At 68.0% G+C, this 25,004-nt stretch carries 24 protein-coding genes and 2 pseudogenes; 18 read left to right on the top strand and 8 right to left on the bottom strand.

Annotation, left to right across the window (positions count from 1 at the left end; genetic code table 11):
• Window positions 1–684: 684 nt before the first annotated feature.
• Together ACZ4VT_RS35300 and ACZ4VT_RS35295 are read right to left on the bottom strand one after the other, a co-directional pair.
• Entirely contained in the window at window positions 685–1,959 is a 1,275-nt protein-coding gene (locus ACZ4VT_RS35300; protein WP_467955470.1) for an outer membrane protein assembly factor BamB family protein, read from the bottom strand.
• 406 nt (window positions 1,960–2,365) lie between these two features.
• Window positions 2,366–2,683, bottom strand: a complete 318-nt coding sequence (locus ACZ4VT_RS35295; protein WP_467955469.1) for a hypothetical protein — start codon at window positions 2,681–2,683, stop codon at window positions 2,366–2,368.
• A 195-nt stretch (window positions 2,684–2,878) separates the two neighbouring features.
• Between ACZ4VT_RS35295 and ACZ4VT_RS35290 the strand changes: the two are divergent.
• Together ACZ4VT_RS35290 and ACZ4VT_RS35285 are read left to right on the top strand one after the other, a co-directional pair.
• Window positions 2,879–3,053, top strand: a pseudogene (locus ACZ4VT_RS35290) (IS5/IS1182 family transposase); the annotation flags it as partial.
• Window positions 3,039–4,127 carry an AbiJ-related protein gene (locus ACZ4VT_RS35285; RefSeq protein ID WP_467955479.1) on the top strand — a complete coding sequence of 363 codons (1,089 nt, stop codon included), beginning with the start codon at window positions 3,039–3,041 and terminating at the stop codon, window positions 4,125–4,127. The pseudogene ACZ4VT_RS35290 and the gene ACZ4VT_RS35285, both read left to right, overlap by 15 nt.
• A 41-nt stretch (window positions 4,128–4,168) precedes the next feature.
• Here the strand turns inward: ACZ4VT_RS35285 and ACZ4VT_RS35280 are convergent, their stop codons facing one another.
• Window positions 4,169–4,717, bottom strand: coding sequence for an SMI1/KNR4 family protein (locus ACZ4VT_RS35280; RefSeq protein ID WP_467955468.1), 549 nt, complete (start codon window positions 4,715–4,717; stop codon window positions 4,169–4,171).
• A gap of 138 nt (window positions 4,718–4,855) precedes the next feature.
• Between ACZ4VT_RS35280 and ACZ4VT_RS35275 the strand changes: the two genes are divergently transcribed.
• From ACZ4VT_RS35275 to ACZ4VT_RS35260, 4 genes are read left to right on the top strand one after another with little or no spacing between them, the layout of a single operon-like run.
• Entirely contained in the window at window positions 4,856–5,431 is a 576-nt protein-coding gene (locus ACZ4VT_RS35275) for a hypothetical protein (protein WP_467955467.1), read from the top strand.
• A gap of 45 nt (window positions 5,432–5,476) precedes the next feature.
• Window positions 5,477–6,541, top strand: a complete 1,065-nt coding sequence (locus ACZ4VT_RS35270; protein ID WP_467955466.1) for a tyrosine-type recombinase/integrase — start codon at window positions 5,477–5,479, stop codon at window positions 6,539–6,541.
• Window positions 6,541–6,711 carry a hypothetical protein gene (locus ACZ4VT_RS35265; protein WP_467955465.1) on the top strand — a complete coding sequence of 57 codons (171 nt, stop codon included), beginning with the start codon at window positions 6,541–6,543 and terminating at the stop codon, window positions 6,709–6,711. Before ACZ4VT_RS35270 ends, ACZ4VT_RS35265 begins: the two co-directional genes overlap by 1 nt.
• Window positions 6,711–9,065, top strand: coding sequence for a tyrosine-type recombinase/integrase (locus ACZ4VT_RS35260; protein ID WP_467955464.1), 2,355 nt, complete (start codon window positions 6,711–6,713; stop codon window positions 9,063–9,065). The genes ACZ4VT_RS35265 and ACZ4VT_RS35260 overlap by 1 nt, the downstream gene beginning before the upstream one ends.
• On the opposite strand, the gene ACZ4VT_RS35255 is transcribed toward ACZ4VT_RS35260, so the two are convergent.
• On the bottom strand, window positions 9,058–9,408 hold the full coding sequence (locus ACZ4VT_RS35255; RefSeq protein WP_467955463.1) for a hypothetical protein: 351 nt from the start codon (window positions 9,406–9,408) through the stop codon (window positions 9,058–9,060). The genes ACZ4VT_RS35260 and ACZ4VT_RS35255 overlap by 8 nt on opposite strands.
• Window positions 9,409–9,504: 96 nt before the next feature.
• On the opposite strand from ACZ4VT_RS35255, the gene ACZ4VT_RS35250 reads away from it, so the two are divergent.
• The 5 genes from ACZ4VT_RS35250 to ACZ4VT_RS35230 all read left to right on the top strand — a co-directional run bounded on the left by ACZ4VT_RS35250 (window position 9,505) and on the right by ACZ4VT_RS35230 (window position 13,564).
• Complete coding sequence (locus ACZ4VT_RS35250) at window positions 9,505–10,635, top strand: hypothetical protein (protein ID WP_467955462.1); 1,131 nt, start codon at window positions 9,505–9,507, stop codon at window positions 10,633–10,635.
• Entirely contained in the window at window positions 10,527–10,907 is a 381-nt protein-coding gene (locus ACZ4VT_RS35245; RefSeq protein WP_467955461.1) for a tyrosine-type recombinase/integrase, read from the top strand. Before ACZ4VT_RS35250 ends, ACZ4VT_RS35245 begins: the two co-directional genes overlap by 109 nt.
• Window positions 10,904–11,224: a helix-turn-helix domain-containing protein gene (locus ACZ4VT_RS35240; RefSeq protein ID WP_467955460.1), complete on the top strand. Its 321-nt coding sequence runs from the start codon at window positions 10,904–10,906 to the stop codon at window positions 11,222–11,224. Before ACZ4VT_RS35245 ends, ACZ4VT_RS35240 begins: the two co-directional genes overlap by 4 nt.
• Window positions 11,221–12,768: a hypothetical protein gene (locus ACZ4VT_RS35235; protein ID WP_467955459.1), complete on the top strand. Its 1,548-nt coding sequence runs from the start codon at window positions 11,221–11,223 to the stop codon at window positions 12,766–12,768. Before ACZ4VT_RS35240 ends, ACZ4VT_RS35235 begins: the two co-directional genes overlap by 4 nt.
• A gap of 346 nt (window positions 12,769–13,114) precedes the next feature.
• Window positions 13,115–13,564, top strand: a complete 450-nt coding sequence (locus tag ACZ4VT_RS35230) for a hypothetical protein (RefSeq protein WP_467955458.1) — start codon at window positions 13,115–13,117, stop codon at window positions 13,562–13,564.
• Between the two features lie 96 nt (window positions 13,565–13,660).
• Here the strand turns inward: ACZ4VT_RS35230 and ACZ4VT_RS35225 are convergent, their stop codons facing one another.
• On the bottom strand, window positions 13,661–13,933 hold the full coding sequence (locus tag ACZ4VT_RS35225) for a hypothetical protein (protein WP_467955457.1): 273 nt from the start codon (window positions 13,931–13,933) through the stop codon (window positions 13,661–13,663).
• Window positions 13,934–14,356: 423 nt separating this feature from the next.
• Here ACZ4VT_RS35225 and ACZ4VT_RS35220 point away from each other — a divergent pair, with 423 nt between their 5' ends.
• Window positions 14,357–14,620 (top strand): hypothetical protein, encoded by a 264-nt coding sequence (locus ACZ4VT_RS35220; protein ID WP_467955456.1) that lies wholly within the window; start codon window positions 14,357–14,359, stop codon window positions 14,618–14,620.
• Window positions 14,621–14,680: 60 nt separating this feature from the next.
• Here ACZ4VT_RS35220 and ACZ4VT_RS35215 read toward each other — a convergent pair whose 3' ends face one another.
• Window positions 14,681–15,070 carry a hypothetical protein gene (locus tag ACZ4VT_RS35215; protein ID WP_467955455.1) on the bottom strand — a complete coding sequence of 130 codons (390 nt, stop codon included), beginning with the start codon at window positions 15,068–15,070 and terminating at the stop codon, window positions 14,681–14,683.
• Window positions 15,071–15,480: 410 nt separating this feature from the next.
• On the opposite strand from ACZ4VT_RS35215, the gene ACZ4VT_RS35210 reads away from it, so the two are divergent.
• The gene (locus ACZ4VT_RS35210; protein WP_467955454.1) at window positions 15,481–15,855 is read left to right on the top strand and encodes a hypothetical protein; all 375 of its coding nucleotides are present in this window, start codon (window positions 15,481–15,483) and stop codon (window positions 15,853–15,855) included.
• Window positions 15,856–16,776: 921 nt separating this feature from the next.
• On the opposite strand, the gene ACZ4VT_RS35205 is transcribed toward ACZ4VT_RS35210, so the two are convergent.
• Complete coding sequence (locus ACZ4VT_RS35205; RefSeq protein WP_467955453.1) at window positions 16,777–18,051, bottom strand: DUF1266 domain-containing protein; 1,275 nt, start codon at window positions 18,049–18,051, stop codon at window positions 16,777–16,779.
• 236 nt (window positions 18,052–18,287) lie between these two features.
• On the opposite strand from ACZ4VT_RS35205, the gene ACZ4VT_RS35200 reads away from it, so the two are divergent.
• The 4 genes and pseudogenes from ACZ4VT_RS35200 (at window position 18,288) to ACZ4VT_RS35185 (ending at window position 22,322) form a co-directional block, all read left to right on the top strand.
• Window positions 18,288–18,515 (top strand): hypothetical protein, encoded by a 228-nt coding sequence (locus ACZ4VT_RS35200; protein WP_467955452.1) that lies wholly within the window; start codon window positions 18,288–18,290, stop codon window positions 18,513–18,515.
• A 328-nt stretch (window positions 18,516–18,843) separates the two neighbouring features.
• Window positions 18,844–19,149: a hypothetical protein gene (locus ACZ4VT_RS35195; protein WP_467955451.1), complete on the top strand. Its 306-nt coding sequence runs from the start codon at window positions 18,844–18,846 to the stop codon at window positions 19,147–19,149.
• A gap of 247 nt (window positions 19,150–19,396) precedes the next feature.
• A complete protein-coding gene (locus ACZ4VT_RS35190) occupies window positions 19,397–20,518 on the top strand; it encodes a hypothetical protein (protein WP_467955450.1) in 1,122 nt (373 codons plus the stop codon).
• Window positions 20,519–20,695: 177 nt separating this feature from the next.
• Window positions 20,696–22,322 (top strand): annotated as a pseudogene (locus ACZ4VT_RS35185) (ISL3 family transposase).
• A gap of 32 nt (window positions 22,323–22,354) precedes the next feature.
• Here ACZ4VT_RS35185 and ACZ4VT_RS35180 read toward each other — a convergent pair.
• On the bottom strand, window positions 22,355–22,816 hold the full coding sequence (locus tag ACZ4VT_RS35180) for a hypothetical protein (RefSeq protein WP_467955449.1): 462 nt from the start codon (window positions 22,814–22,816) through the stop codon (window positions 22,355–22,357).
• Between the two features lie 265 nt (window positions 22,817–23,081).
• Between ACZ4VT_RS35180 and ACZ4VT_RS35175 the strand changes: the two genes are divergently transcribed.
• Complete coding sequence (locus ACZ4VT_RS35175) at window positions 23,082–24,899, top strand: NlpC/P60 family protein (protein WP_467955448.1); 1,818 nt, start codon at window positions 23,082–23,084, stop codon at window positions 24,897–24,899.
• Window positions 24,900–25,004: the final 105 nt, after the last annotated feature.

Raw genomic sequence — 25,004 nt, 5'->3', positions numbered from 1 at the left:
GCGGAAAACGTCATAGCGGTCCCTCCGCTCAACGAACTGTGGGCGCTGAAGGAGCCGGTCGCCCTGTGCGGCAGTGCTGAGGGGGCTCGCCACAGGTCGGCACACTGGAGGGTTTCACCGCGATCGTCAACCAGGCGTCGTAGTGGCCGGCCCGGAGCGTACGAGGTGACCGCCGAGCGGTAGACGAGTCGGCTGCACGCCGCGAGCAGCTCGCTTCCACCGCCGGCCCGGGCTGCGGAGACTTTGAGCGCCGTTCTTGGCCATAGTGGCCAAGTACGGCGCTCAGTCACAGGGGTGCGGCTGAGCGCCATAATTGGCCAGTGAGCGTTTCAGTTGGCCGGCGTGTGCTCAGCCGCCCAATGCCGGCAAAGTCTGGTTCGATGGCTACCGGGCTCTGTGGTTCACCCCGACCGAGCCGGCCGATGCCCTGCTGCTGCAGACCCGGCGCGAATCGCTGATCCAGGACCGCTTCCACGACACTCGCCGCCGCGGCGGACAAGCTGCCCGACGGCTTGGTCCTGGACGGGGAGCTCGTCGTCCGGGACACCAATGCGGGCCGGCTGTCCTTCAAGGGGCTGCAGCGCCGCACCGCTGCCCGCGACCGCCGCGGCGGGCGCGTCGCAGGCATGTGGATCTTGCTGGTTCGGAGGAGGCCGGGATGGGGACCGTCCTTCCCGGCTGTCGTCACCAGGCGCGGTAGGCCGAGAAGGGCCGCCGGGCGCCGTCGCCCCAGCGGGCGGCGATGAACAGGTCCTTGTACCGGAACAGGCCCGTGAGCTCGGCGTTGCCGTCGTCCGTGTCGCGGGAGAAGGTGCGCTCGTCCACCGTGTGGCCCGTCTCGGAGTTGTAGACGTACAGCTCGTCGTGGTTCTTCCTGGAGCGGGTCAGGACGGTCACGCGGCCTCCTCCCGCGTGCAGAGCCGTGATGCTCCGCCCGGTGCCGAGGGAGTCCGAGCTCCACACCTCGTTCCCGGTCGCCAAGTCGAAGGCGGTGACGCCGCCTGACCCGGCGAAGAGCTTCCCGTCGGCGACGGCGGCGTCGTCACCGATGACGTCCATCTGCCCCTGACGGCGGCCGTCCTCCCCAAAGGCGAGGTAGGCGTGCATGCCGTGCTCCTTCGACTCCTGGACCTTCAGGACCGTCGGTTCGGCGGACAGGAAGGATACGAACGCGTCCGCAGCGACGGGTCGCCGGCCGCCCAGCGGAACAGTCCACCGCTCCTTGCCGTCGGCCGGGTCGAAGGCGGCGACCTTTGCTTCGGTGTCGCAGGCGAGGAACGCCAGGACCTGATTCGACGCGACGGCGGCCCGGCGGGGGAAGCAGTCCTTCGGCACGGCGGCCTTCCAGCGCGGGGCGCCGGTGCGGAGGTCGAAGGCGCGCAGCGCCCCATCACCGCGGAGGGCGGGCCGCGCGCCCGCATTCGGTGCCGCGTCCCCTTCGTCACGGAGCACTGCGAGACCGGCCCCGGTAGCGACGACGTCGGCGGCGTCAGCCGGATCACCGGATCCCGGGCCGCGGCCGGTACGCCACAGCTCGCGGCCGTCTTTCAGGTCGATCGCTGCGACGGTGTCGCAGCCCTTGCCGCTCTCGCTGAGGGCAATCAGCGCGACGGCGTCAGCGGCGATGGTACTGGTGGCGCAGATCTCGGCCCGGTCGGGCACGGCGTACTCCCAGCGGCGCTTCCCCGTCCCGGCGTCGAAGGCGGTGACGGCGTCGAAGCGGCTTCGGACGACGGTGTCGCCGACGGCCCAGACCGCGTTGCCGTACTTGGCAGCGGTCCGGTCGTACGGGGTGTCCCAGGTGCGCTCGATCGAGTCACCCGGCATATACCCCAGTTCGGAGGCGACGCAGGAGGCGAGGCCTCCGACGAGGGCGAGCGGAACACCTGTCAGGACCAATGCGGCCAGCAGCTTTCGGCCACGCCGCAATTCCGTCCCGTCGGTCGTGCGCGTTGCCATACGGATCCCCACCCCTGGCTCGAAAAGGTTGAAGCCCCGTCAGGGTAGAGGACGCTTGATCATCCGCGTCGCTCGGTTTGCGGGGCCCGACCGAGGGCCAAATCCGGGCTCGCCCATGTCCTGGGGCGACAAGGGCCACAGTTCGAAGGCGATCCGCACCTGGCTGCGGCGCCGCGGAATCGCTCAGCCCCTTCCCGGGCGGGCTGACCATGTCGGTATCCGGCTCAAGCGCGGCTGCCGTGGCAGCCGGCCTGCGACCTCGAAGCGCGGATGCGTAGGCATGCCGTCATCTCGTGCTACCGAACACGGCTCATGCCTTTGAGGATCGTCCAAGCTCCCAGCCCTGGTCCCGCTGCTCGCCCCGAGCGAGACTAAGCGCTGTCCCGTAATCCCACGAGGCTGAGGGTCACGCCGTGTCCGGGTCGGCGCCGATGGCACCGGCGGAGCGAAGCGAACGCCCGAGGTCTCCGGTGAGGATGCGGGGGTGGCGCCGCCACCACCACAGGTCGGGGCCGGGCAGCCTGTGGAACTGATCGAGTGCTTGGCCGTCGTCGTCGACGGTCACGGCCTTGTACTGATCGTCCAGAGCTTTGATCCGCGGGGTCCAGTGCTGGACGACGTGTTCGTCCAGCAGGAGCCACGCCTCGTGCAGCCAGTTTCGGCAGTAGAGGTCGTTGGTGTACTCGTAGATGTGGTCGCCGTAGCCGCGCTCGATGACGCTCACCAAGGCAGCCCACGCGTTCACCCTTTCAGCGACCGTGAATGCCGTCCGCCAGCCGCGCTGGTGCAACAGCTCTCCCACCTCGGTTTCAGTAGCCACGGACGTGAGGTTCTCATGCCGAATCCGTCCGGGCGACCGAGATATGCCCCGCCAGAGGCTGGTGGCCCCAAAACATGATCAAGATGAGACGATCTCGCCGTGGCTGGTGTGATCACGGCGTCGGAGCCGTCCTGGATAGCCCCCGTTCAGCGGGCTGAGCCCGAGGCAGTTCGGGAAGCTGTTGACCGTTCTGCGGCGCCAGGGTGCGGACGCCGTCCGCAAGGGCCGGCCGTGGAGCCTTCCGCTGGAGGACCGGGCACTGCTGGTCGCGGCCGGCGACGAGCTGAGCCCACTCCTTGACGCGTTCTTCGGATCCCAGGGCCCAAGCCTCAGGCGCGACATCGAGCAGCACGTCTTTCGGAACCCGGGGGACTGGACGGCCGAGGGCCTCCTGGAGAACCTGGGCGCCTTCGAGGCCGGCGACGCCAGGTTCGCCCGGTTCCTCGAAGCGATGGTCTCCGCCGACGTCCTCCTCGATGAATCCGCACAACGGCTCCTCGTCGACACGATCAACGAGCACATCCGCAGTGCAGCGATCGAGCTACGGGAAATGGGGATTGAAGGCGGCTACCCACGCTTCACCATGGTCTCCACCCGACTCGCCGAGAACCGAAAGCCGAAGAACATCATCTTCGCGTCTCTCACCAAGCCCGACATTCGCTTCAAGAACGCGATGGACAACGACATCGAGATCGTCGGCGACCCACAGAACCAACTGGTCTACGACCGCCCGACACCCGATCACGGCCTCCGCTGGCGCGACCTCCAGGCCTGGTGGCAGGACACGCGTGAGATCCCGGATGACGCCGCGGCGAAGGCCTCCCTCTATAAACGGCTCCACCGCTGCCTGCCCGACAACTCGCCAGGGCAACAGAACCTCTTCGGCGCCTACCACCATGTCCTCGGTGACAGGGTCTACGACCTGCCCGTGCTGCTGCCCGAAGTGTGGCTGCACTGGGACCACCGCACGGTCCGCGAACGCGGCCCCCAGGCCCTACTGCGCTCCCGCATGGACTTCCTGCTCCTGCTCCCGCACGGACAGCGCATCGTTTTCGAAGTCGACGGATCCCAGCACCACACCCGCGACCGAGGCCAGCGCCCGACACCGCGAAGTACGCGGGGATGGTGGCCGCCGACCGTGATCTCAAGCTCAGGGGGTACGAGGTCTTCCGGTTCGGTCATGACGAACTCGAAGAAGCCCGCGACGCTCAAGCCCTCATGGAACAGTTCCTGCCGGCGCTGTTCCACCGCTTCGAAATCAGCGCTGGAACAGCCTGACGTGTCTGTAAGCACTTCTTTGGGCTCCACCGTGGCAGTGGTTTCTGGCCCCACCGACGTACCAAGTTGATTTGGCTCCACCCCGTCCACCGAGTCGGCCGACGAAGTCTGCTAGCGGTTCCGCCAGTTGACGAAGGACACCTCGCCCTGCAGGGCGATGCTGATCTTCCCGTGTCGAAACGCCGCGTCGTCCAGGAGACGGTGAAGGAACTCGGCCATCCCAAGGGGGTGCAACTGCATCTCGGGGTTGGTGTGCCTCCCGCAGATCAGGACCGGCCATCGATCCGGGTCGTCGTCCGTGGTCACCCAGCAGTAGATGTCCGCTCCTGATGTCACGCCCCACGCCACGATAGATTCGGGGTCCGCGTCGAAGTCGGCGTCGTCGCGGCACATCTCCCAGGTCTCGCGGGCGATCTCCGTCTCGTCCTGCAGGCCCGGGCCTGCCTTGTACGGGTACCCATCGGCTTGCAGTGCCGGCAGCAGGACGCTGATCCCGTCGCTGATCACCCCCGACCCGTACACCTCCATGAAACGGACGTAGTCCGACGGGAACCGGGTCCCCCAGGCCGCCTCGACCTCACCCCAGTCGACCCGCTCGTCGACCCCGTCAGCCACCGGCATGAGCTCGGCAAGCGCCGCCACCGCGTCCGTCCCGCGCATGTCCCACCCTTCGTCCCGCCGCCCGCACTGCGCGGCGCGTCGTATCCGAGGGCCCAACCTACGAGGACCGGCTCTGCAGCGAATCCCCGGGGCGCCGCCTCCGGAGCCTGCAAAGCACGGTCGTGTCGGGAGGCCGGGGTGGGTTCGTCGCGGCTCGAACTGTTTGCGAATATCCGCAGGGACAAGCGTCTTGATCCCTCGTTGCCGCAGCGCGCGTTGGCGGACAAGTACGGCACTCACCGGCGGACGGTAAGGCAGGCGCTCCAGTCGGCGGTGCCGCCGCCGCGGAAGACGCCCGAGCCGCGGATGACGCTGCTGGATCCCGCGAAACGGTGGATCGACGCGATGCTCTGGGAGGACCAGGCCGCACCGCGCAAGCAGAGGCAAACCGCCCGGGGTATCCATCAGCGGCTGGCCGCCGAGTACGGCTTCGACAGCGCGTCGTACTCCACGATCTGCGACTACGTCCTGATCCGGCGCCCGCAGATCGAGGCCGAGGCCCGCCGCGGCCGCCAGCACATGGAGGGCACGGTCCCCCAAGTCCACCTGCCCGGTGAGGAGGCCGAGGTCGACTTCGCCGAGGTCTGGGGGCGGCTGGCCGGCACGGCGGTGAAGTGCCATCTGTTCACGCTTCGGCTGTCGCATTCGGGCAAGGCCGTCCACCGACCTATTGACCGCACTAACGGCGTGTCCTGTATGACGTTGGCCGGGTAGTCCAGAACGCTCCGTGCGAGATGTGATTTCACGGACGGAGTACTGGTGGAACAGCAACAAGAAGCGCCGCGGCGGGATGTGTCCAGGCTCGTGGTCGCCAGGGCCGGGTGCGTGTCGGCGACGATCGATCCGACGCTGCCCTGGGTGGTACGCGACGGTGCTGGGCTGCCGGTCGAGCCGGTCAGCGCGTTCCTGCGGGAGTTGTTGGCGTGCGGGAACAGCCCGGCGTCGTGTCGTTCGTACGGCTACGGCCTGTTGCGGTGGTTCCGGTTCCTTGCGGCGGTCGGCATCGTGTGGAGTTGTGCGCAACGGGTGGACGTGCGGGATTTCGTGCTGTGGCTGCGGACCGCGCACAATCCGGCGCGGGATCGGCGACGCCCGGGGGCTCCGGCGGCGGGCTCGGTGAATCCTCGTACGGGCAAGCCGTACTTGTCCGAGGGCTATGCCCCGGCCACCGTAAACCACGCCCTGTCGGTGATCTCGGCGTTCTACGACTTCCATCTGCAGATCGGGGAGGGGCCGGTGGTGTCGCCGGTGCCACCGCAGTCACGGTCCGGCCGTCGTCCGAACGCCCACCACAACCCGCTGGAGCCGTTCCATCCGCAGCGCCGCGGCGCCTACCGGCAGAAGCAACCTGATCGACCGCCCCGGGCAGTGCCCGACGATGTGTTGGACGAGGTGTTTGCGCGGCTGGGGTGCAACCGGGACCGGGCGATGTTCAGCATGTTCTTGTCCAGCGGCGCGCGAGCGGCCGAGCTGCTGGGCATGGCGGTGGGCGATGCTCACCCCGGCGACGGTCGTATCTACGTGCGGACCAAGGGTCTTGGCGGGATCAAGCAGGCGTGTCCGGCGGCGCCGGAGGCGTTCGCGTGGATGGCCGTCTATCTCGGTGAACTCCTTGACGCGGGGCACCGACCCGAGCCGGACGAGCCGTTGTGGTGGACCAGGCGTCATCCGCTGCGGCCCTTGACCTACACCGCCCTGCGGGCCGTCCTGACGCGGATCAACGATCGGATCGGGGCCAACGTCAGCCTTCACGATCTTCGGCACACGCTGGGTTTGCGGCTGATCGCCGACCCAACGTCACCCTCGTCGACGTCCAGCAGGTGATGCGGCACCGGCAGATCACCACCACCGGCGGCTACCTGCGTCCGCGGACCGACGAGGTGATCGCGAAGATCCACGAGCACTACACGCGCCCGAAACCGACACCGCAGCCGCTGCACGGCTGGTCCTACGACCCGCAGGACCTGGCCGACGTGTTCGGCAGCAACGCCTGATGGGCAGCCGACACGGCAAGGTGGCCCGCACGCCGGTCAGCCCGCGTGATCCACGCGTGCTGGCGGGCCTGCCGCCGGCACGATCGGCGGAGCCAGCCGCTTCGCCTGGGCGGTTTGCCGCAACGCGGGCGCAGTTGGGCACGCTGGCGGAAGCGCTTCTCGACCAGCCGTCCTACCAGCAGCGGTGGAGGCAGAATCTGGCGCTGACGCGCGTCCTGGACTGGTTGGAGACCTTCCCGGGCGAGGACTGGCAGGACCGCTGGTTGCTGAGCGGGGCTGAAGACCAGGGCCGACGATGGGGCCCGCAGGATCTCACCCCCGCGCTGCGGAACCGGCTGACGGCCGGGCTCGGGATCGTGATCGCGTTGCGGGCCGTTCGCCCGTCCTACGCCTGGCTGTCGAGCAGCAGGTTGCTGGGCGTCTACGCGTCGTTCCGCCGCCACAACCAGGCCGGCACCTTCGCCGACGTCGAGCAGTACGCCGCCCGCCACCAGGGGCACGAGTACGCGGCCGAGGCGGTGAACGTGCTGACCCGCATGGTGATCGTGACCGGCAAGCCGCTGCGCGAACTCGACCTCGCCGACTTCGGCGAGTACACGACGGCCCGCCAAGCGTGCGGCAGCAAGGTCGCCGCACTACCGATGGCCTATGAACTGTTGCGCGCGGTCGGCGGACTGGAGGACCTACCGCCGACCCTGCGGGAGGCCCAGGCCCGCGGGCAGATGTCGGTGGCCGAACTCGTGGACCGCTACCAGGTCGCGAACAAGGAGATCCGCGATGTCCTGGTGCACTACCTGGTCGAGCGTTCCGCAGCGCTCGACTACGGATCGCTGGTCAACCTGGTCCAGGTGCTGGTGTACCTGTTCTGGCGCGACCTGGAACGGCACCATCCAGGCATCAGCTCGCTCCATCTGCCCGAACCAGTGGCCCAGGCATGGAAACAGCGGATCCGCACACTGCCGAACGGCCAGGCCCGGCGCACCTTTCACTCGGTGCTGCTGGCGGTCCGCGCGTTCTACCTCGACCTGCTGCAATGGTCGCTGGAGGACCCCGCCCGCTGGGTCCGGTGGGCCGCACCGTCCCCCGTCGGCGAAGCCGACATCCGCGGCTACATCAAAGAGAGCCGGCGCCGCCATGCCCGCATGCAGCAACGGACCCGCACCCTCATTCCCGTGGTGCCGCAGCTCATCGCCGCCGCGGAGGACGAACTCGACGCGGCCGGCCGGATCCTGTCCGCTGCCCGTGACGCCGCAGCCGGCGAAGAGTTCACCATCGACGGCCAGCGCTATCGACGCACCGGTCGGGGCTCCAGCACGTGGCGACCGAGCGCGCTGTTCATCACCCCTGCCGACCAGCCCGGCCCCCGCTTCGACGCGGAACGCCTGGAGGACAACGCCTTCTGGACCTTCGCGGCCATCGAAGTGCTGCGCAGGACGGGAACTCGCATCGAGGAGCTCCTCGAACTGACCCACGTGAGCCTGCGGCAGTATCAGGCCCCGACCGGGGAGATGGTGCCGCTGCTGCAGGTCAGCCCGTCCAAGACGGACGCCGAACGGGTCATCCCGGCCGCCCCGGACCTGGTCGCGGTGCTGGCCCGGATCATTCGCCGGATCAAGCGCGACGGCACAGTGCCGCTCCTCAGCCGCTACGACGGCTATGAACGGACCTTCGGCCCGCCGCTGCCGCATCTGTTCCAGCGCACCACCCACCACCAGCTACAGGTCATCCCGCCGGACCGCATCCGCGAACTCCTCGCCGGCCTGGCCCGGCGGGCAGGCATCACCGACGTCGACGGCACCCCGCTGACGTTCACCCCGCACGATTTCCGAAGAATCTTCTCCACCGAGACCGTCAACGGCGGACTGCCCATCCACATCGCGGCGAAGCTACTGGGACACCTGGATCTGAATACGACTCAGGGGTATGTCGCGGTCTATCCGGAAGAGGTGATCCGCCACTACCGCCAGTTCGTCGACCAGCGCCGGACCCATCGGCCGAGCGAGGAATACCGCGAGCCGACCGACACCGAATGGGAGGAGTTCCGGGACCACTTCAGCCTGCGGAAGGTCGCGCTCGGTCGATGCGACCGTCCCTATGGGACACCCTGCCAACATGAATCAGCGTGTGTTCGCTGCCCGATGCTTCGCATGTCGTTGAGCCAGGTCCCCCGGCTGCTGGAGATCGAACGCAATACCCACGAGCGACTGGATGAAGCCCGACGGCTGCAATGGCTCGGCGAGGTCGCCAACCTTCAAGAAAGCCTGCGGCACATCGCGGACAAGAAGCGCCAGGCCGAACGCCTGTGTCGACAACAACCAGACCAGGGCGAGTCAGGAGACAACGCACTCAGCTGACCCGATGGCGCTCACGCCATAGCGATGCTGCCCGGGAATCCTCCACGAGGACCCAGCTGTCGAAGTCTTCGCGCACGAACCCGCGGTCGACGGGCATGAGCCGGATCTGCGGACGGTCATCCATCCACCAGATCTCGAAGTCCGCCGTCGTGCCGACGGCGGGCCAGCGCGTCGCGTCCCGCGGCAGCATGAGCACGTCAACGAAGCCGCTGACGGCAAGCCCCAGGTCGACACCGATCCCGGTGACGCCAGGACGGAGAATCCAGTCCACTGTTCCAGCCAGCCGCTGACCAAGCCGAAGCTGTCCGCGCAGCCCGTCCCAGGCGTTGTCGAGAGTAGTCATCCCAGTCATCTTGCCGCATGTTCCCTCGGCGTCTCCATCGGCCCCAGATCAATAGTGCGGAGAAGGGTCTTCGCCTCACAGGCCCAGCAATCGTTCATGGAGGGCCACGTCGAGGCGTTCAGGGTGCTCGGCGGCGTCCCGACCCGACACATCCGTTACGACAACCTCAAGCCCCGCCGTCCGCACCGTCTGCACCGGCCGCAGCCGCGTGGAGTCCGAGCGGTGGACCGCCTTCCGCTCGCACTATGTCCATGTTCCCGTGGGTTCCCGCTGCATCCCGACTGCGTCGGCGACCTCGACGGCTGCTTGATTTGGGGCTTGCGGTCTCCTGGACACGATCGGGTGATTGCTGCTCATTTCTCAGAAATCCTGAAGTCTCCTCGGCTGTCATGGCGGAGTCGTCGGATAGCTGAAGGGGAGGAACGGGATGGCACTGGCCTCGTGCGAGCTCTGCGTCCGGCGCTCCGGTTGGAGACTTCCGAGGAGGTCGCAGCCTTCGAGCAGGATCTGCTGGCTGAGTTCGTCCTCGCGCGGGCCTCTGCCGGAGTGCTCGACGACACCATCCGCGGTGACGTCGACCCGGTTCTTGGACTGCGGGAATGGTTTGGCCGGCCTCTGTGGGAGATGGAGGCCCAGGACCTCGACCGGTACTTCGGGCGGCACCGTCGCGACTCAGCCTCGGGCACCAAGGTCCGCCAGGCCGCGGCCTTCGCCGTGTTCTTCGAGTTCCTCGAACTCCGACACAAGGCCGTCATCCACTCGGCCACCGGCTTCGTCGTAGAGTCCCCGCTGGACGAGATGAACCGGCCCCGCGGCGGCACTTCTGCGAGGCTGCGGATCCCACCGCCAGAGGCCGAAGTCACCAGGCTCTTCAGCGGTTGGCGGTGCGACATGGAAGGGGCACGCAAGTACGCTCCGGCTGCCCGGAACTACACTGCCTCGCGGCTGGCCAGCCTCATCGGGCCGCGGATCTCAGAACTGTGCCTGCTGCGGGTCGGCGACGTTCGCTGGGACGTGGGGCGGTTCGGCAAGGTCCTCCTCAAGGGCAAGGGCAGCCAGGGCCGCGGCAAGAAGGAACGGCTCGTCCCGCTCATCAACGGCTCCCATGACCTGCTGGAATGGTGGATCACCGGGCCGCGCTGGGAGTTCGACGACAAGGTAACGACCCACGTGGCCCGCTGTTTCCCTCGGAACGCAGATACGGCGACGGCTCCAGCAGGGCCGTGACCGACGACGCTCTGCGGACCGGGCTCGCCGAGGCGGTCGCCCGGCACCTGCCGCACCAGGTCGGCCAGCTCACACCACACGTGCTGCGGCACTTCGTCGCTTCCGACCTTTACCGCAACGGCATGGACGTCGTTGCCATCCAAGAGATCCTCGGACACGAATGGCTCAGCACGACCATGATCTACGTGCACGTAGAGAAGTCCCACGTCGAAGATGCCTGGATCAGAGCAGGTCAACGAGCCACGACGCGATTCGGAGGGCCACGCCGATGAAGTGGAACCTGCGGATGGTCGCCGCCCAACGCGACATCTGGAAAGCCGCCGAGCTCCAACGGATGCCGGCTGACGCCGGATTGGTGATCTCCGCTGGCAAGATGTCCCACCTGTGGTCCGGACGGCCGCTGACCGTCCGCCTCGCTGACCTCGACATCATCTGCGAGGTGCTGGACTGCACGACCGCCGACCTCCTCGTCCCGGATAAGGCGAACGTCCGGCAGGAGACCGCGACACTGGAGGCGGAGAAGCAGGTCGTTGGCGGCAGTCCGATCACGCACCAGCGCCGGCTGGGCCGCTCAGGGCCGCCGCTATGAGCACGCCCGCCCGGCGATCGCGACCCTGGGCCGCCCGCAGCTGCCGGGACTGCTTTGGATGGGGCTGGATCGACCGACCACGCTGCAAAGCGTGCTGGGGCTTCACCTCGAAAGCCACCAGCCGCCACTGCGACGTCTGCACACGCGAGGTCGCCGCGATCGACGGGATCTGCCGCCTCTGCCGCCGCCCGGCCAGCCTGATCGCTGGCCGGGCCAACAAGACCCGGGTCGACCTGACAGTAGCCGCCCGCACCGGACACCAGCTCTTCATCATCGGCACCCTGCGACCGCGCGGCGGCCCCCCCCAGCCTCAGCCCGTTCCGTCGGAACCGTGGTCGCCGCGACCGCACCGTGTCCCGGCACGCTGGACGGAGCTGTTGTTGTTCGAGGTGCCGCGCGAGCTTCGCGGAGTCAGCAGCAAGGCCCCACCGCTCGACCCTCCACTGTTCGGGTCCTTGAGTGCCCGGGCTGCCCGGATCGCAGAACTGCGCGGCTGGCCGCCCCGCACTCTCGGCTCAGTGCGACGCGGCATCCGGATTCTCTGCGCGGTTCACCGGCCAGGGGAGAGAATCCGGGCCTCGACTATCGCCCAGCTCACCCACACGGCAGTGCCGGCCAATCACGTCCTGGAGGTGCTCGAAGAACTCGACATCTTCCTCGACGACAGGCCTGACGCGCTCGATGCCTGGTGCGAGGAACACCTCTCCTTTCTTGCCCCAGATGTCCGTACCGAACTGGCCGTATGGATCGAGATCCTGAGGCACGGGACCCCGCGCCGAAAACCACGTGCCCACGCGACGGTCATCACGAACCTGAGGAGCATCCTGCCGTTCCTGACCGAGTACGCCGGTCAGTACACAACCCTGCGGCAGGCCACCCGCGACGACATCACCAGCTGGCTCGCCGACCGGCCCTATCGCCCATACGACGCCAGTGCCCTGCGTTCGCTGTTCAGCACGCTCAAGGCCGAGCGGCTGATCTTCGCCAACCCGATGCGAGGCATCAAGGGCGGCAAGCCTGCAGCCAAAGTCCCCGCATCACTCACCGCGGACGAGGTGGAGTCCGTCGCTCTTGCCGCACTGCAGGATCCGGCCCTTCGCGTGGTCGTGGCCTTGTCCGGCATCCATGCACTGCCCGCCCGCCAGATCCGCGCGATGCTGCTGGAGCAGGTGGACCTACCCGGACGCAGACTCGATCCCGAGGGCCTGAACCGTCCGCTCGACGACTACACCAGCGTGGCGATCTCCGACTACGTCGCCTACCGCCACTGCCGCTGGCCGAACAGCACCAACCCACACCTGCTGATCAGCCGGAACACAGCCACCACGGCAACAGCAGTGGGCACGTTCTGGATGAACAGGCTGGTCAAAGACCTACCCGTGGGTGTCGACCGGCTACGACAGGACCGCATCCTCGAAGAGGTCCTCGCCAACGGCGCCGACCCCCTCCACCTCGCACACGTCTTCTCGCTCACCGCCAAGGCCAGCCTCCGCTACACCAGCGCAGTGAGCCCCTCGGACGCAGAACAGGCACCGCCTCCCTGACGGGCAACCTCGATGCCCCCGCTGACTGCCGCGGCGGAAGGCCAGGACATCATGGTGGCGAAGCGCAATCGGGCAAGGGGAGCACATGACCGAGTTCATCGTCCACGACGATCCTGTCGGTCGTGCCGCCAGCAACTACATCGCCCAGGCCGACCTGGCAACCGTTCGGACTCGACGGACAGATGGAACAGCTCTGGCTCAAGCCACTCGGCGACGGCACATTCACCATCGCCTGCATACCCTTCCGCGCCTACGGCCTCGCAGCCAAAGTCACCTATCCGTAGGTTATTTTGACTGGCCTTCTATCTCAAACCGACCTATCCAGAACGAACGAAGGGGGAACGTCATGAGCATCACCAGGACCGCACGTAGGACGCGGGCCAAGATGACCGTGTCCATCGCGGCCCTGGCCGCGGGCTCACTCATACTCACGGCCTGCAGCGGAAGCAGCGGCAGCGGCAGCAAGCTCGACGGTACCTACTACGTCAAGGACGTCAACGGCACGTCCCAACTCGGCCAGTTGGTTGTCAAGGGCAACAGTGTCTCGCATCATGAGTACGACTGCGATGGTGTCTACGAGAAGCCGGGCGTGACCAGCACCGGCGAGTTCAACAAGGATCAGTCCCAGATCATTTGGACGGTCGCCGGAGAGGACAGCCGCAACAAGCGGACCGGCAGCGAGTCCATCTCAACCAGCGACACCTCGATCAGCATCAGCGGTAGCGCGTACGTGCGTGACAACTCCGATGCTGGCAAGGGTCTGTTGGACGGCTTCAAGGCCAAGTGCGGTAAGTAGCGTCGACGTCTCGCTCGGCCGGACAAGCAAGACAGAACCCCGTGGACATCGCGTTCACGGGGTTCTGTCTTTCCTGGCTGATCAAGCCTCTGACGCCTACTCCTGAAGCTGCTGCGCCCGGTACTCCTCGATCGTCTCCGGCGGCCGGCCGTACTTCGGAGCATGCTGCTCGACGAAATCGAGTTCGGCCCACGCTGCTGTCCTCCGAATCCTCGACTGGGCCACCACGGCGAACACCACGGCGCTGACGCCGATGTTGGACAGACACCACCCAGTCAGCAGCACCATCAGCACCACAGGCAGATCATCCTCGATCACCATGGTGACCAAAACGCCCAAGCCTGCACCGTTGACCAGAATGCTCGACACGTAGCGGTCACCGCCGCATCGCGGTCGACGTCCCTCCCCAGGCAAACCTCTCGAAGCTCTTCGAGGTCATGTAACGCGAGGTCACGGAGGCCGGCGCATTTTGGGAGTGGGCTGACGCCCAGCCCTTCTCTGCCGGAAGCTGACCCGGTCCGGGGCCAACGAACGTCCTCCGTTATGGGAACCGGCCCTTCGCACTCGACAGAGTTGCCCTTGAGCCCCTGAGTTCGCGCCACGGAGCCTTCAGATTTCCTGAACTCACGGAAGATCGGCTTCGACGCCTTCTACTGCATCCCGGGCGAGGAGGGTGCCCACCAGAAGGGAGGGGTCGAGCAGGAGGGCGGCCGGTTCCGCCGCACGCACCTGGTCCCGGTCTCCGAGGTCGCCTCGCTGGAAGAGCTGAACGACAAGATCGCCGAGATCGACATGGTCGAGGACGAACGGATCCTGCGCGGGAAGCTCGCCTCGATCGGCTTCAACTTCCGCCTGGAGGAGGACGAGCTGACACCGCTGCCCGGCGAGGACTTCGAGTCGTCAAAGCGACTCGGGCGGCGCCGGTGGCTGATTGAGCGGACCATGTCCTGGCTGACCGGCTACCGCCGGCTCAACCACCGCTACGAGCGCCACCCTCTACAAACGCCTCGTCCGCCTCACCACATAGGACACGGTCTAAGGAGCGGACGGCGTTAGGGCCAGCCCGGGGGGTGCGGGTCGGCCCTGACGCGTGGTGTCCGCTGACCTGCTCGGTGGTCAGCTCGTCTGGTAGACGCCGAAGACGTCGATGATCAGGTCGGCGTCCTTCCAGCCTTGGTTCCAGAAGTTGATGACGCCGTGGTCACCGTCGCTAGCCTGCACCAGGTTCGAAGTGGTCTGGCCTGACTCCCAGTTCAGGGTGGAGGAACCGGGACGCGGCGGGACCGGTGCGCCCGGCTGGTCGTTCTCCAACCACGGGAACGGGCTCGGGGCCACTGACAGGAATCCGGAGTCAGTCGTGTTGGTCACGGTGGCGTTCAGCACGTAGGCGTCGGCCGGTCCGCGGTCGTCGGAGGTGAACCGCTGGGAGAGGTAGCTGTGAGCCGGCAGCTTGCCACGGCGCCACCAGCTTTCCCGGGTGTCGATGATCCGGTACGACCCCGTCACAACGTAGGCGGCCTTGCTGTCCTTGCTGTAGTAGCCGGCGACATCGACAACGACGTCGGTCGGGGCGCGGCGCCGGTCGTCACACCCGATTCACTCACGGCTGGCGCCTGCGAGGCCAGCGGACCCGGCCAGCAGCCGAAGACCAGACTCCGAACTTCGCAGCGCTCTTCGCCACCCGGGACTGTCCCTGCAAGGGCCAGGACGAGGACTGCGAGGAGTGCAGATGGCAACTCACGCCCCGTACCGCCGACCTCCTCCACGCGGCACTGGTCGTCCTAGCGGATCAGGCTTACGACGACGCGCAGAGTCTGGGGGACCAGTTCCTGTCAGACGCTGACTCCGCAACGTGGGAGGTCTTCGACAGGCTGCCCCCGCTCACATGGACAGCCGACCACCGTGGGCGTCATCGGATGGCGCGTGCCTTCGACGACCTGGCCGGCGACCTCGCCAAGGGAAACTGGCCCAACCCCACATGCACCGCAGAGGAGATGGCCCTGCACCTGGCCATCGAGGACGCCCCGACCTACCTCGAAGGCCGCCCCGCAGGGGACGAGCACAACACCCTCCCGGAACACCAGGATGACTACAGCTGGGACGGCTGCTCCGACCTGATGTTCCAAGACCACGACGTCCTGATGCTCTTCCACTCCAAGTTCACCGGCATCGAGGACCCCGACCACCCCGCGAACCAGTTCCTGGGTGTAGGCGACCTCCGGGAGGCCGCCTGGTTCGAGCCGTTCGACAACCGCAGCATCAGGGATCCCCGACGCGGCTTCCGGCGGTAGACCGCAGCACCTGTCGCCGCGGTGGAGCAGCAGTTCATCACGGGAAGCGACGCCGAAGTGGTGGGCGCGGGCCGGGGCGCAGGCCTCGGCGAGCGCGTCGGCACGGTGAGAGCGGCGGGTGTCTGCGGCGATCCGGATCAGGAACGGTACGGCGAGCACGGCTGCGGCCCGCATGTCGTTGGCGCACATACCCTACGACGCCCGTTCCGGCCCGAGCGGGAGCGGGCGAGTTGCCGGTATGAAGCAGGTGAACGGCTTCCCTGACCCGACGCCCCTGAGGGAAGTGCTCCCAGGGGACTTCGTCGAGCAGGAATCCGTCCTTGGTCTCGGGCCGGATTGCGGCCACCACCGCCCGCACGTCGAACGGGCCGCCTGCGAACGAGGAGAGTTTCGCCCCGTCCGCCAACGCCGCGCACATCGCGAAGGTCGGATCGCTCCGCCAGTCGCCCACGTCCTACCTCCTCGACCGCCGAGTCCACGCTCACGCCCCGAGGAACCAGGTCCGTCTCCTCTTCCCCCGCACCGCTTGTGCCGGATCGCTGCCGGGCGGGGTGACTGCGCGCGCCAGGCGCGGGTCAGCCACCAGAGCACGCCGATGGCTATGGAGGCAAGGCTCATGGAGCCGACGACCTCGCCGAAGGCGTAGGCGTAGGCCTGCGAGGTGGGGTCGATGGAAGCGACGATCATGCCGGGCATCGCAGGGGTGACGGAAAACTTGCTGAACTGCAATTACGTCACGCACGAGGCTCCATTCCGGCCCGTGCCGGTATGGAGTGTGCGGGACAGGCCCCGGTCCCCTCACGGGACGCAGTACGGCCGGGGCCGCCCCCATCCTTCCCTGACGGCTGCGGTGCGTGCCCGGCCCAGACGCGCGCTGCGCCCGGTCCGCGCGACGCGGCCGCTCGACCTGAAGCGGGATCCTCAGGTCCAGGGGAGCGTGCGCCAGGGGCTGGCCGGGTCGGTGGTGAGGGCACGGTGGGTCGTGAGGACCGTCTCGTACCACTCGCCGAACTCCTCTTCGTCGAAGTGGAGGCAGCGGCCCAGGATGTAGGCGGCCGAGAAGTCTTCCCATGAGCGGTAGTTGAGCTGGACGAGACGGCCGGCCTGGACCACGGCCGCCTCCGCCTCCTGCAGGGAGCACAGGCGGGCGGCGAGTCCCCAGCGGGCCATACCGGAGGCCCGGCCGTAGTCCCAGGCTTCGACGCTGCGGACGAAGCCCCCCTCGGGCAGCAGGCCGTCGGCGCGGAACCGCGCCTCGTAGCGGGCGATGCGGCCGATCAGCCTTTGAACGCCGCTCACTTGGCCCTTCAGCTCCGCTGCGGTGACGGTGTGGCTGGGGGTGACGCCGTCCGCGGTCAGGCGGGGTTCGGCGGCGGCCTCGGCGCGCTGGCGCACCATGTTTCCCGCGGCCTGGCGCCAGTGGTCGACGTCGACGGGCCCCGCGAAGTCCAGGGCCATGGCGCGGCGAAGTCGCAGGACGGACTCCCAGGCCCCGCTGACCATTGCGGCGCGCAGCAGCTGTTCCTGCGTGTCCTGCCAGTCTCCGCGGGTGGTGACGCCCCACCAGCGTTCCAGCATGCGCTTTTCATTGCGGTAGCCGCAGCCGTGGTAGGCCATCGAGTTCCAGTAGCGCCCGTTGTGCACGTTGATGTGCGCGCCGGCCGCGAGACCGAAGGCGACGTGGCCGGTGCGGGGGCCGCCCACCTCCAGGGTGTGGACGACGTCGGGGGCAAGCCCCGGCCGTTCGACCGGTGCGGAGTGACGCTGCCACAGGGCGCGGCCCTCCGGCCCGGCCGGCAGGACGCCCTCGCAGGGGCTGCCGGGGTTGACGACCAGGTAGGGCGGGTCGTCCTGGTTCCAGACTTCCGCGAACCAGCCCAGGTCGTAACAGTCGTACACCGGGTCGGCGACGGGCGGCGGCAGCATGCCGCCGGTGTAGACGGCCAGGCACACGGTCTGGGTCTGCGGGTTCCAGTAGGGGTGGAAGCGGTTGTGGCCCGCGTTCGCGTCGACGTACGCCCGCGACTGCAGCATGTACAGGTCGGCCCGCGCGACGAGGTCGTAGTACGCGGGCCAGTCGCCGCGCGCCTTCGCCTCGTACAGCCCCCGCTCGACCGCGCTCGGCGCCTGCCAGCCCCGCGCCGATACCGTCGCACCGGGCAGGGCTCCTCCGTCGTGACCTGCTGTCAAGCTCATGGGTAAACCCTAAAGGCTCGTCCGGTGCGATCGGCGTGCCGGTCCCGCTGTGTGGGGTCGACCGGCGGATTCTGTGGGCGGCGGACGCAGTACGGCCGGGGCCCGCCCCCGCTCCCCGATGGCTGCCGCGCCCCGTCCGCGGCCGCAGGCGCCCGCCTCGAGCGCGCTCGGCCCAATCGGCGCCTCGAGATCCTGCACGACGTCGTGATGACGGACCGCTTGAAGGGACGAAGCCCGTGGACACCATTCCCGGCCACCCGCACGACAGGCGCTTCCGGCACTGCGAGCCGATCACCCAGAGGTCGGCCTTCGTGAACGCTCTGCTTCAGCTCGTCCAGGCTCAGGCCGAGGACCCCGGGCGGTTCGTCACCCTCGACCGATGGGCCGAGATCCTTGACCAGCACTTCCCAGAGCCTCAGCAGCCGCACACCACCGACGACGAGGAGCGTCCGTCCAGCCCCTGATCCGACGACTCTCCGGTACCCTCCGCTGCCCAGGCGACAGTCGAACGCCGTGCCATCCTCCGCTGCCCGGACGCGGCGAGGACAAGGGCGGCTGGGCCGGCACCAGCGGTCTCGGCGGGCGGGGAAGCGGTCACCGCATCGTCTCCAGGCGGGTGTCGTACCCGGCCCTCAGAGCTGGGCCACTCCCCGGGCCGGCGACGACCACCACTCCAGCCGATCATGAATCGTACGCAGAGTTCACCTTGGCCGTCTGTGCCGAGCCGTTGTCCATCACTCGGGGAGGCACCCACTCACCGTTGGGAAGGAAGCGAGGCCTAGAGCCGCGCCCGTGAACATACCCGTGGTTGTCCGATGGGCCCTGCTCGCCTGCGCCGGCCTGAACTTCTTCTTCGCGCTGAGGTCGCTGCACTGCATGCGCCTGGCCGGTCCGGGTCACCGGACCGGTCCGGGTCTCGACGCCCTCGATCATGCGCTCGGTACGGTCCTGCTCGGCACCCTCGCCGCAGGCAGCGACCACCCGGTCGTCGTCTTTGCCACTCTGACCCTGCTCCTGCCGGTGTTGCTCTGGAAGATGGTCCGCGACGCCCGGGCCCGCCGCGAGGCAAAGGCCAGCACTCCCGCCGAGACCGACTAGCCGTAGTCACCGGCATTGCGGCTGGCCGGGACAGAGCGGGCTACGGAGTCAAGCGACCGGGTGGCCAGGCTCTGCTGCCAACTGGCAGGCCACGCTGTGGCGGGCTGCCTCCCGTTCTCGGGTTCTGGCTCAACTTCTGTCGACACGCACGCCGAGTGACAGATGGCTGTCCTGCGGCCCGCCCGAAATTGGTTGGCTTGCTGCCGCCGAGCTGGGACGATGTCTCGGTTGCCCAGGCGGAGGACATTTGTTCATTTTCGTGTGTGCGGGATGTGGCGCCGAACTGACCAATCCGCTGTCCCGCGTTGCCCTGCCGGTCCATGCCCACCAGGTTTACGGGAACGGGGCTCAGCTGCCGGTCCTCATGGAGTCGGGCACTTTCGCCGTGGAGCCGGAGCCCTGGGGACCACCATGGCGGAAGTGGGAGGAGGTCCATCCGGATGAGACGGCCGCCCGTGGTATCTACGCGCCGGTCCATGCCCTCTCCGACGGCGCGCCGGGCGCGGTCGTCATCGCGCCCGGCGACGCCCGCGGCACCGTGCTGATCCCCGAGAGCCGCGGAGGCGGCTACTGCTGCGGTCTGGACGGGGCCGCCGGCCCCAACGTGGCCTGCATGGAGTGTGGTCTGCCCGTGGCGAGCCGGATCGACGACTGCTCGCTGTGGCAGGCGATGTGGCTCGCGCCGAGTGTCGTGCGTCGTGTTCCCGTCGACGGCGTCGACGCCGCACCGCTCACCTGGGCTGAACTGATGACGGAAGGAAAGGGCACGCCCCCGTTCGAGCCGGTCGCCAGGTGGGGGTCGCGCATGGGGGCGGCACACTGGTCGAACTACTGGTGTTCCTGGAGCCCGCAGTGGGAGGCGGCCGCCGGCCGTGCACTCGCCCACCTGTTGGTGGCCTCGGAGGGCTGCCCGGTGATCGTGCCCGATGGCTTGGTCGGCGAGGTGTTCCAACGCGCGCTCGACAGCATGCTGCCCGCCGGTCCGCAGCCTCGGTACGCAGAACTGGCCGGACCGGGACGACCGTCTGCGGACGGCGACGCCAAGATCCTCCTCGTGCCGACACATCCGCAGACGGGAGAGCTCTGGGCCCCGCCCGCCCCGGCGGTGTACTCGGTGCCCCTGCCGTTCGGGGTCTGGCTGTGGCTGGCCTTCCCCGAGCCGGACCTGCCCGTTCCCACGGCGGGCGTCCTCCCCGACGGCGTCCTCCTTGACGACTTCGATCCGCCCGCAACACGGCCCCGCCACCCGTTCCGCGTCGACTCGGGAACCTTTTGGCGCACCCTGGTTCGGCTGCCGAGCGTCCGCAGCCCGTGGCTGCGCGAGATCCTCGACAACCTCACCCAGCACATGCGCGCCGGCTACTTCTAGACCGCGACCCGGCACATGGTCGGTCGGTTGGCTGCGTAACTGGTGACCCGCAGTCACAGACCACAGAAGTTGAGCCAGAGCCGGTTCTGGTTCTGGCTCAGGTTGTTGTGTGGTGCTTGACTGTGAGTGACCGCTGAACTTCCTTTGACGCCTTCGGAAGTTGCCTCGAAATGAGCAGTGGCAGGAGCGACTGACCCGACAGTTCGGGCTGTCAAAGAGGCCTTGCTCCGGCTGGAGGAGCTGCTGTTCCCGTCGATCGACGACATCGCGGTGCTGTCGGTGGACGTGAACATCGCGATAGTGCGTGTTGAAGTGCGGTGCACCGCCGCGGGCGCCTCGTGCCCGGTTGCGGAACGGTCCTGCCGGGTTCGGCTCCTATCTGCGGTTTCCTGCTGATGTTCCGAGTGCGGGACGAAGCGTCGTACTCCAGCTGCGGGTCCGCCGGTTCACCTGCCGGAACGCCGAGTGTGGACGTCACACGTTCGTCGAGCAAATACCCGGCCTGACCCGAAGGCACGGTCAGCGGACCGAGCGGCTTCGCTCGACCGTGGCCGCGATCGGTCTCGCGCTCGCGGGCCGGGCCGGCGCCCGCCTGGCCCACGTCGTTGGCGTGCCGATCAGCCGCAGCACGGTTCTGCGGCTGATCGACGCACTTCCCGAGCCGGAGGTGCCCGCCCCCGCGAGTGGTCGGCGTCGACGAGTACGCCACCCGCAAAGGCCGGCACTACGGCACCGTCCTCGTGAACGTCGAGACCCGCCGGCCGGTCGACCTGCTGCCCGACAGGGAGTCATGGAGCCTAGCCGCGTGGCTGGCCAAAAGGCCCGGAATCGAGGTCGTATGCCGGGACCGCGCCCCGTTCTTCGCCGAGGGCGCCACCGCCGGCGCACCGCAGGCCGTGCAGGTCGCGGACCGGTGGCATCTCTGGCACAACCTCAGCGAGGCCGCTGAGCGAAGCATCGCCCAGCACCGCCAGTGCCTGCGCTTCCTGGTCCCTGAGATGCCTGAAACGACCGAGACGCAGCCCGACCCTGCAGAGGAGTCGTCCGATTCGCCATGGCCGACCGGGCACCGGTTCGCCGACCGAACCCGAACCGTTCACGCCACCGTCCATGCCCTGGTGGAGGCAGGACACAGCCGTCGCGCGATCCAGCGGCAACTCGGCATGACGAGCCGAACCGTCAAACGGTATGCGGACGCCACCAAGCCGGAAGACCTCTTCACCGGTCAGTGGCAGGCCCGGACCTCCGTCCTCGACGATTAAGACCTACCTCGACGACCGCTGGAACGAGAGCGGCACCAACGCCTGGAAACTGTGGGAAGAGATTGTCCGCTCGGCTACCAGGGCAGCTACCAGCGCGTTCGCGCCTACCTCCACCAGAAGCGCACCTCGCCACGGCCCGTGACAGCCCGGCCGCCCTCACCCCGGGCAGTCGCCGGATGGGTTTTGCGCCGCCCGGAAAACCTGTCCGATGCCGAGCAACTCCAACTGAAGAACGTCCGGGCCAACTGCCCCGAGATCGATGCCCTCACCACGCACGTCCGATCCTTTGCAACGATGCTGACCGAGCGCCAGGGTGAGCGCCTGCCGAACTGGCTCGCCGCCGTCAGGCAGGACGACCTCCCGAGCCTCCAACCCTCGCTGCGGGCATCGACCGCGACCGCGAAGCCGTCATCGCTGGCCTCACCCTCACCTGGAACTCGGGCGTCGTCGAAGGCCATGTCAACCGGATCAAGATGCTCAAGCGTCAGATGTGCGGCCGCGCCGGCTTCGCCCTCCTACGCAACCAGGACCCGCTTGCGTGAGGGGTCCTTTGGTCTCCCACTCCTGGCACGGCCTACACCGGCTCCTCGTAAAGGTTGATCTCGGAGGGCCCGCGATCAAGTAGGAGTTCGAGACGACTCTCCATGGCGGCGAACCACTGGTCGAGGTCTGTATCGGTGTCGTGAAAGAACCAGGAGTCGAAGCTTCCCCGGGCCTCCAGGGCGGATTCGGGCTCGTAGCGGAGTTCGCAGTGGACCTGCACGTAATGGTCGTGCTCGCCGTCGTCATCGTTGATGTCGAACTGTCGGGTGAGGTCCAGCGTGAACATCGGTCGCCCGCTGAAGGCATGCGTGCCGTATTGGAAGAGCAAGCCGTCGGAGTCGGGGGTCGGTGCTGTGTCAAAGCGCTGCTGCGCGAATCGCACCCAGGCCAGCCATGCAGCCCGAGTGGTCAACTCGGTCGTTGTCGATCGCTCCGCTGCCATCTCCGCGCGCAGGAAGTCGAGGGCTTCCTCTCTCCGCGGTCTGTTGGGCACGCCCACTCTCCTTGCTTCGTGAATCAGCACCCTAACGCCGTGGGGCGGGTTCAAATCCAGCGCTGCTTGCGGAAGCATCCGCCTCGCCATCCGCAACGCTCGGTTACAACTCCACAGAAGGTGGGCCAGAACCGGTTTTCGCGAACAAAGCCACCCGCGGAAAAACGACGGAATGGCCCCTGACCTGGGCCTGGCCGACCGTTGAGGCGAAAGCACAGGTAGGGTCCCCCTCGTCTGATCATCTTTGTGCCACAGGGGGACCCATATGTCCGGATCCATATCCACGCCGAGCCGTAGATCGGCACTCGCCGCCCTCGTGGGGGCGGCGGGCAGCTCGTTGCCGTTCGCCTCGTCCGCCGCCGCAGCCACGCCGGCCACGACGCCCACGGCCGCCGCGACGACCACGGTGACCACTGCGACCACGCTGCCCGCCGTGACGGTCACGCCCAGCGGGCGGCTCCCGATGGTGCTCGACCCGAGCGACCCGTGGCACTTCGGCGCCCACCCGGCCGGGGGACTGACCACCCGTACGGTCGCCGGCACCCCCGCGCTCCTGGAAGTGTCCGACCAGCAGGGGGTGCTCGCCACCCTCACCACCGGCGCGAAGACGGTCACGCTGCGCGGACCCAAGCGCTGGTTCACCGAGCAGAAGAAGCCGTTCTCCGACTCCTTCTCCCGGACCCTGACCTCCGGGACCGGCTGGGGCTCCTCCCCCGGCGGCGGTAAGTGGTCCACCCACAACGGCGAGGACGCGGACTACTTCCTGGATAGCGGCCGGGCCGCCATCACGCTCACCGCCGTCAGCGCCAGCCGCCACGCCCTGCTCGCGGACAAGGCGGTGGGGGACGTCGACGTACGCGCCCGTTTCTCTTTCGACAAGAAGCCCGCCGGCGCCCCCGTCTCGCTCGCCCTCACCTTCGCGGCCACGGACGTCAACAATCACTACCGGGCCCGGCTGAACATCACCCCCGCCGGCGAGGTCCAGCTCCTGATGGAGAAGGAACTGGTCAATGAAGCGAGTACGTTGGGCCCGGCCGTCACGGTCGGCACCGGCTTCGCCGCCTTCGACCACTGGTGGGTCCGGGTGCAGAAGACCGGTGACGTCCTGCGCGCCCGCGCCTGGAAGCACGGCGAGACCGAGCCGGAAGCCTGGGACCACAACCTGCGCGACCCCGAGAAGGACCCGACCAAGGTCTTCAGGACCGGCACCGTCGGGGTCCGGGCGTGGGCCTCCTCCGGCGCCACGGTGCTCCCGCAGGCCCGCGTCTACGACTTCGACGTGGTCTCGGCCGAGTGGACCGACCCGCCGGTGATCAGCCACGACACCTGGGTAAGGGTGCTGCCCGCGCCCTTCGACGGCAGCTGGACCCCTGCCCTGGAGCAGCAGATCCGCGCCTGGGCGAGCGACACCTCCCCCGACGCACTCGCATACGCCTCGATGTTCCGGCCCTTCGCCCCCACCATGACCGACCCCGCGCTCCAGGGTGTCCAGGTGCTCGGCACGTCCGGGTACAGCGAGATGGACGGCGCCGGGCTGCGCTTCGTCGGCGCCGACTTCCACGACTACATGGGGCTCGACTGGACCTTCCCCGGCGAACCTACAGTGGTGACGAAGCCGGAGTCCTTTAAGGGCCACCTCGACTGCTCGGGCTTCGTTCGGATGGTCTATGGCCACCACCTGGGCATCCCGATGGTCGGCTACAAGAACTTCGACGGCCGCAACCTGCCCCGCACCTCGTTGAACCAGTCCGCCCACGGCCCCGGCGTGGTGGTGGCCAAGGGCACCGGCGAGCCTCCGTCGCTCACCCGACTGCGGATCGGTGACGTGGTCTTCTTCGACGCCACCGGCATCAACCCCAAGGACCCCGAGACCACCGACGGGAAGGTCGATCACACCGGCATCTACGTCGGACAGGACCAGCACGGTGGCCTGCGCTTCGTCTCCAGCCGTAGGACTCCGAACGGGCCGACCCTGGCGGATCTCGGAGCGAAGTCCATCCTCAACGGCAAGCGGTCGGTTCCCGCCGAAAACATCGAGGGTGACCTGTACACCGACTCGCTGCGGGTGATCCGCCGCTTCTGACGGCGGTGGTTTAGACCTCATCTCATTTGGCCAGTCTGCGGTAGCAGATGAGGGTGCAGGCGATGCTGGCGAAAGCAAGGAAGTGCTCGGCCTTGCGTTCGTAGC

It is taken from the genome of Streptomyces sp. NPDC029164 (assembly GCF_055563995.1).
The sequence above is the reverse complement of the archived record's forward strand: the minus strand, read 5'-3'. Positions and strand labels throughout refer to the sequence as shown.

Bases quoted from the DNA above. Each gene is read 5' to 3' on its own strand.
- ACZ4VT_RS35300 (WP_467955470.1), bottom strand. From the start codon at position 1,959: ATGGCAACGCGCACGACCGACGGGACGGAATTGCGGCGTGGCCGAAAG.
- ACZ4VT_RS35280 (WP_467955468.1), bottom strand. From the start codon at position 4,717: ATGCGCGGGACGGACGCGGTGGCGGCGCTTGCCGAGCTCATGCCGGTG.
- ACZ4VT_RS35265 (WP_467955465.1), top strand. From the start codon at position 6,541: ATGCGGCACCGGCAGATCACCACCACCGGCGGCTACCTGCGTCCGCGG.
- ACZ4VT_RS35260 (WP_467955464.1), top strand. From the start codon at position 6,711: ATGGGCAGCCGACACGGCAAGGTGGCCCGCACGCCGGTCAGCCCGCGT.
- ACZ4VT_RS35255 (WP_467955463.1), bottom strand. From the start codon at position 9,408: ATGACTACTCTCGACAACGCCTGGGACGGGCTGCGCGGACAGCTTCGG.
- ACZ4VT_RS35250 (WP_467955462.1), top strand. From the start codon at position 9,505: ATGGAGGGCCACGTCGAGGCGTTCAGGGTGCTCGGCGGCGTCCCGACC.
- ACZ4VT_RS35245 (WP_467955461.1), top strand. From the start codon at position 10,527: ATGGTGGATCACCGGGCCGCGCTGGGAGTTCGACGACAAGGTAACGAC.
- ACZ4VT_RS35240 (WP_467955460.1), top strand. From the start codon at position 10,904: ATGAAGTGGAACCTGCGGATGGTCGCCGCCCAACGCGACATCTGGAAA.
- ACZ4VT_RS35235 (WP_467955459.1), top strand. From the start codon at position 11,221: ATGAGCACGCCCGCCCGGCGATCGCGACCCTGGGCCGCCCGCAGCTGC.
- ACZ4VT_RS35230 (WP_467955458.1), top strand. From the start codon at position 13,115: ATGAGCATCACCAGGACCGCACGTAGGACGCGGGCCAAGATGACCGTG.
- ACZ4VT_RS35220 (WP_467955456.1), top strand. From the start codon at position 14,357: ATGGTCGAGGACGAACGGATCCTGCGCGGGAAGCTCGCCTCGATCGGC.
- ACZ4VT_RS35210 (WP_467955454.1), top strand. From the start codon at position 15,481: ATGGCGCGTGCCTTCGACGACCTGGCCGGCGACCTCGCCAAGGGAAAC.
- ACZ4VT_RS35205 (WP_467955453.1), bottom strand. From the start codon at position 18,051: ATGAGCTTGACAGCAGGTCACGACGGAGGAGCCCTGCCCGGTGCGACG.
- ACZ4VT_RS35175 (WP_467955448.1), top strand. From the start codon at position 23,082: ATGTCCGGATCCATATCCACGCCGAGCCGTAGATCGGCACTCGCCGCC.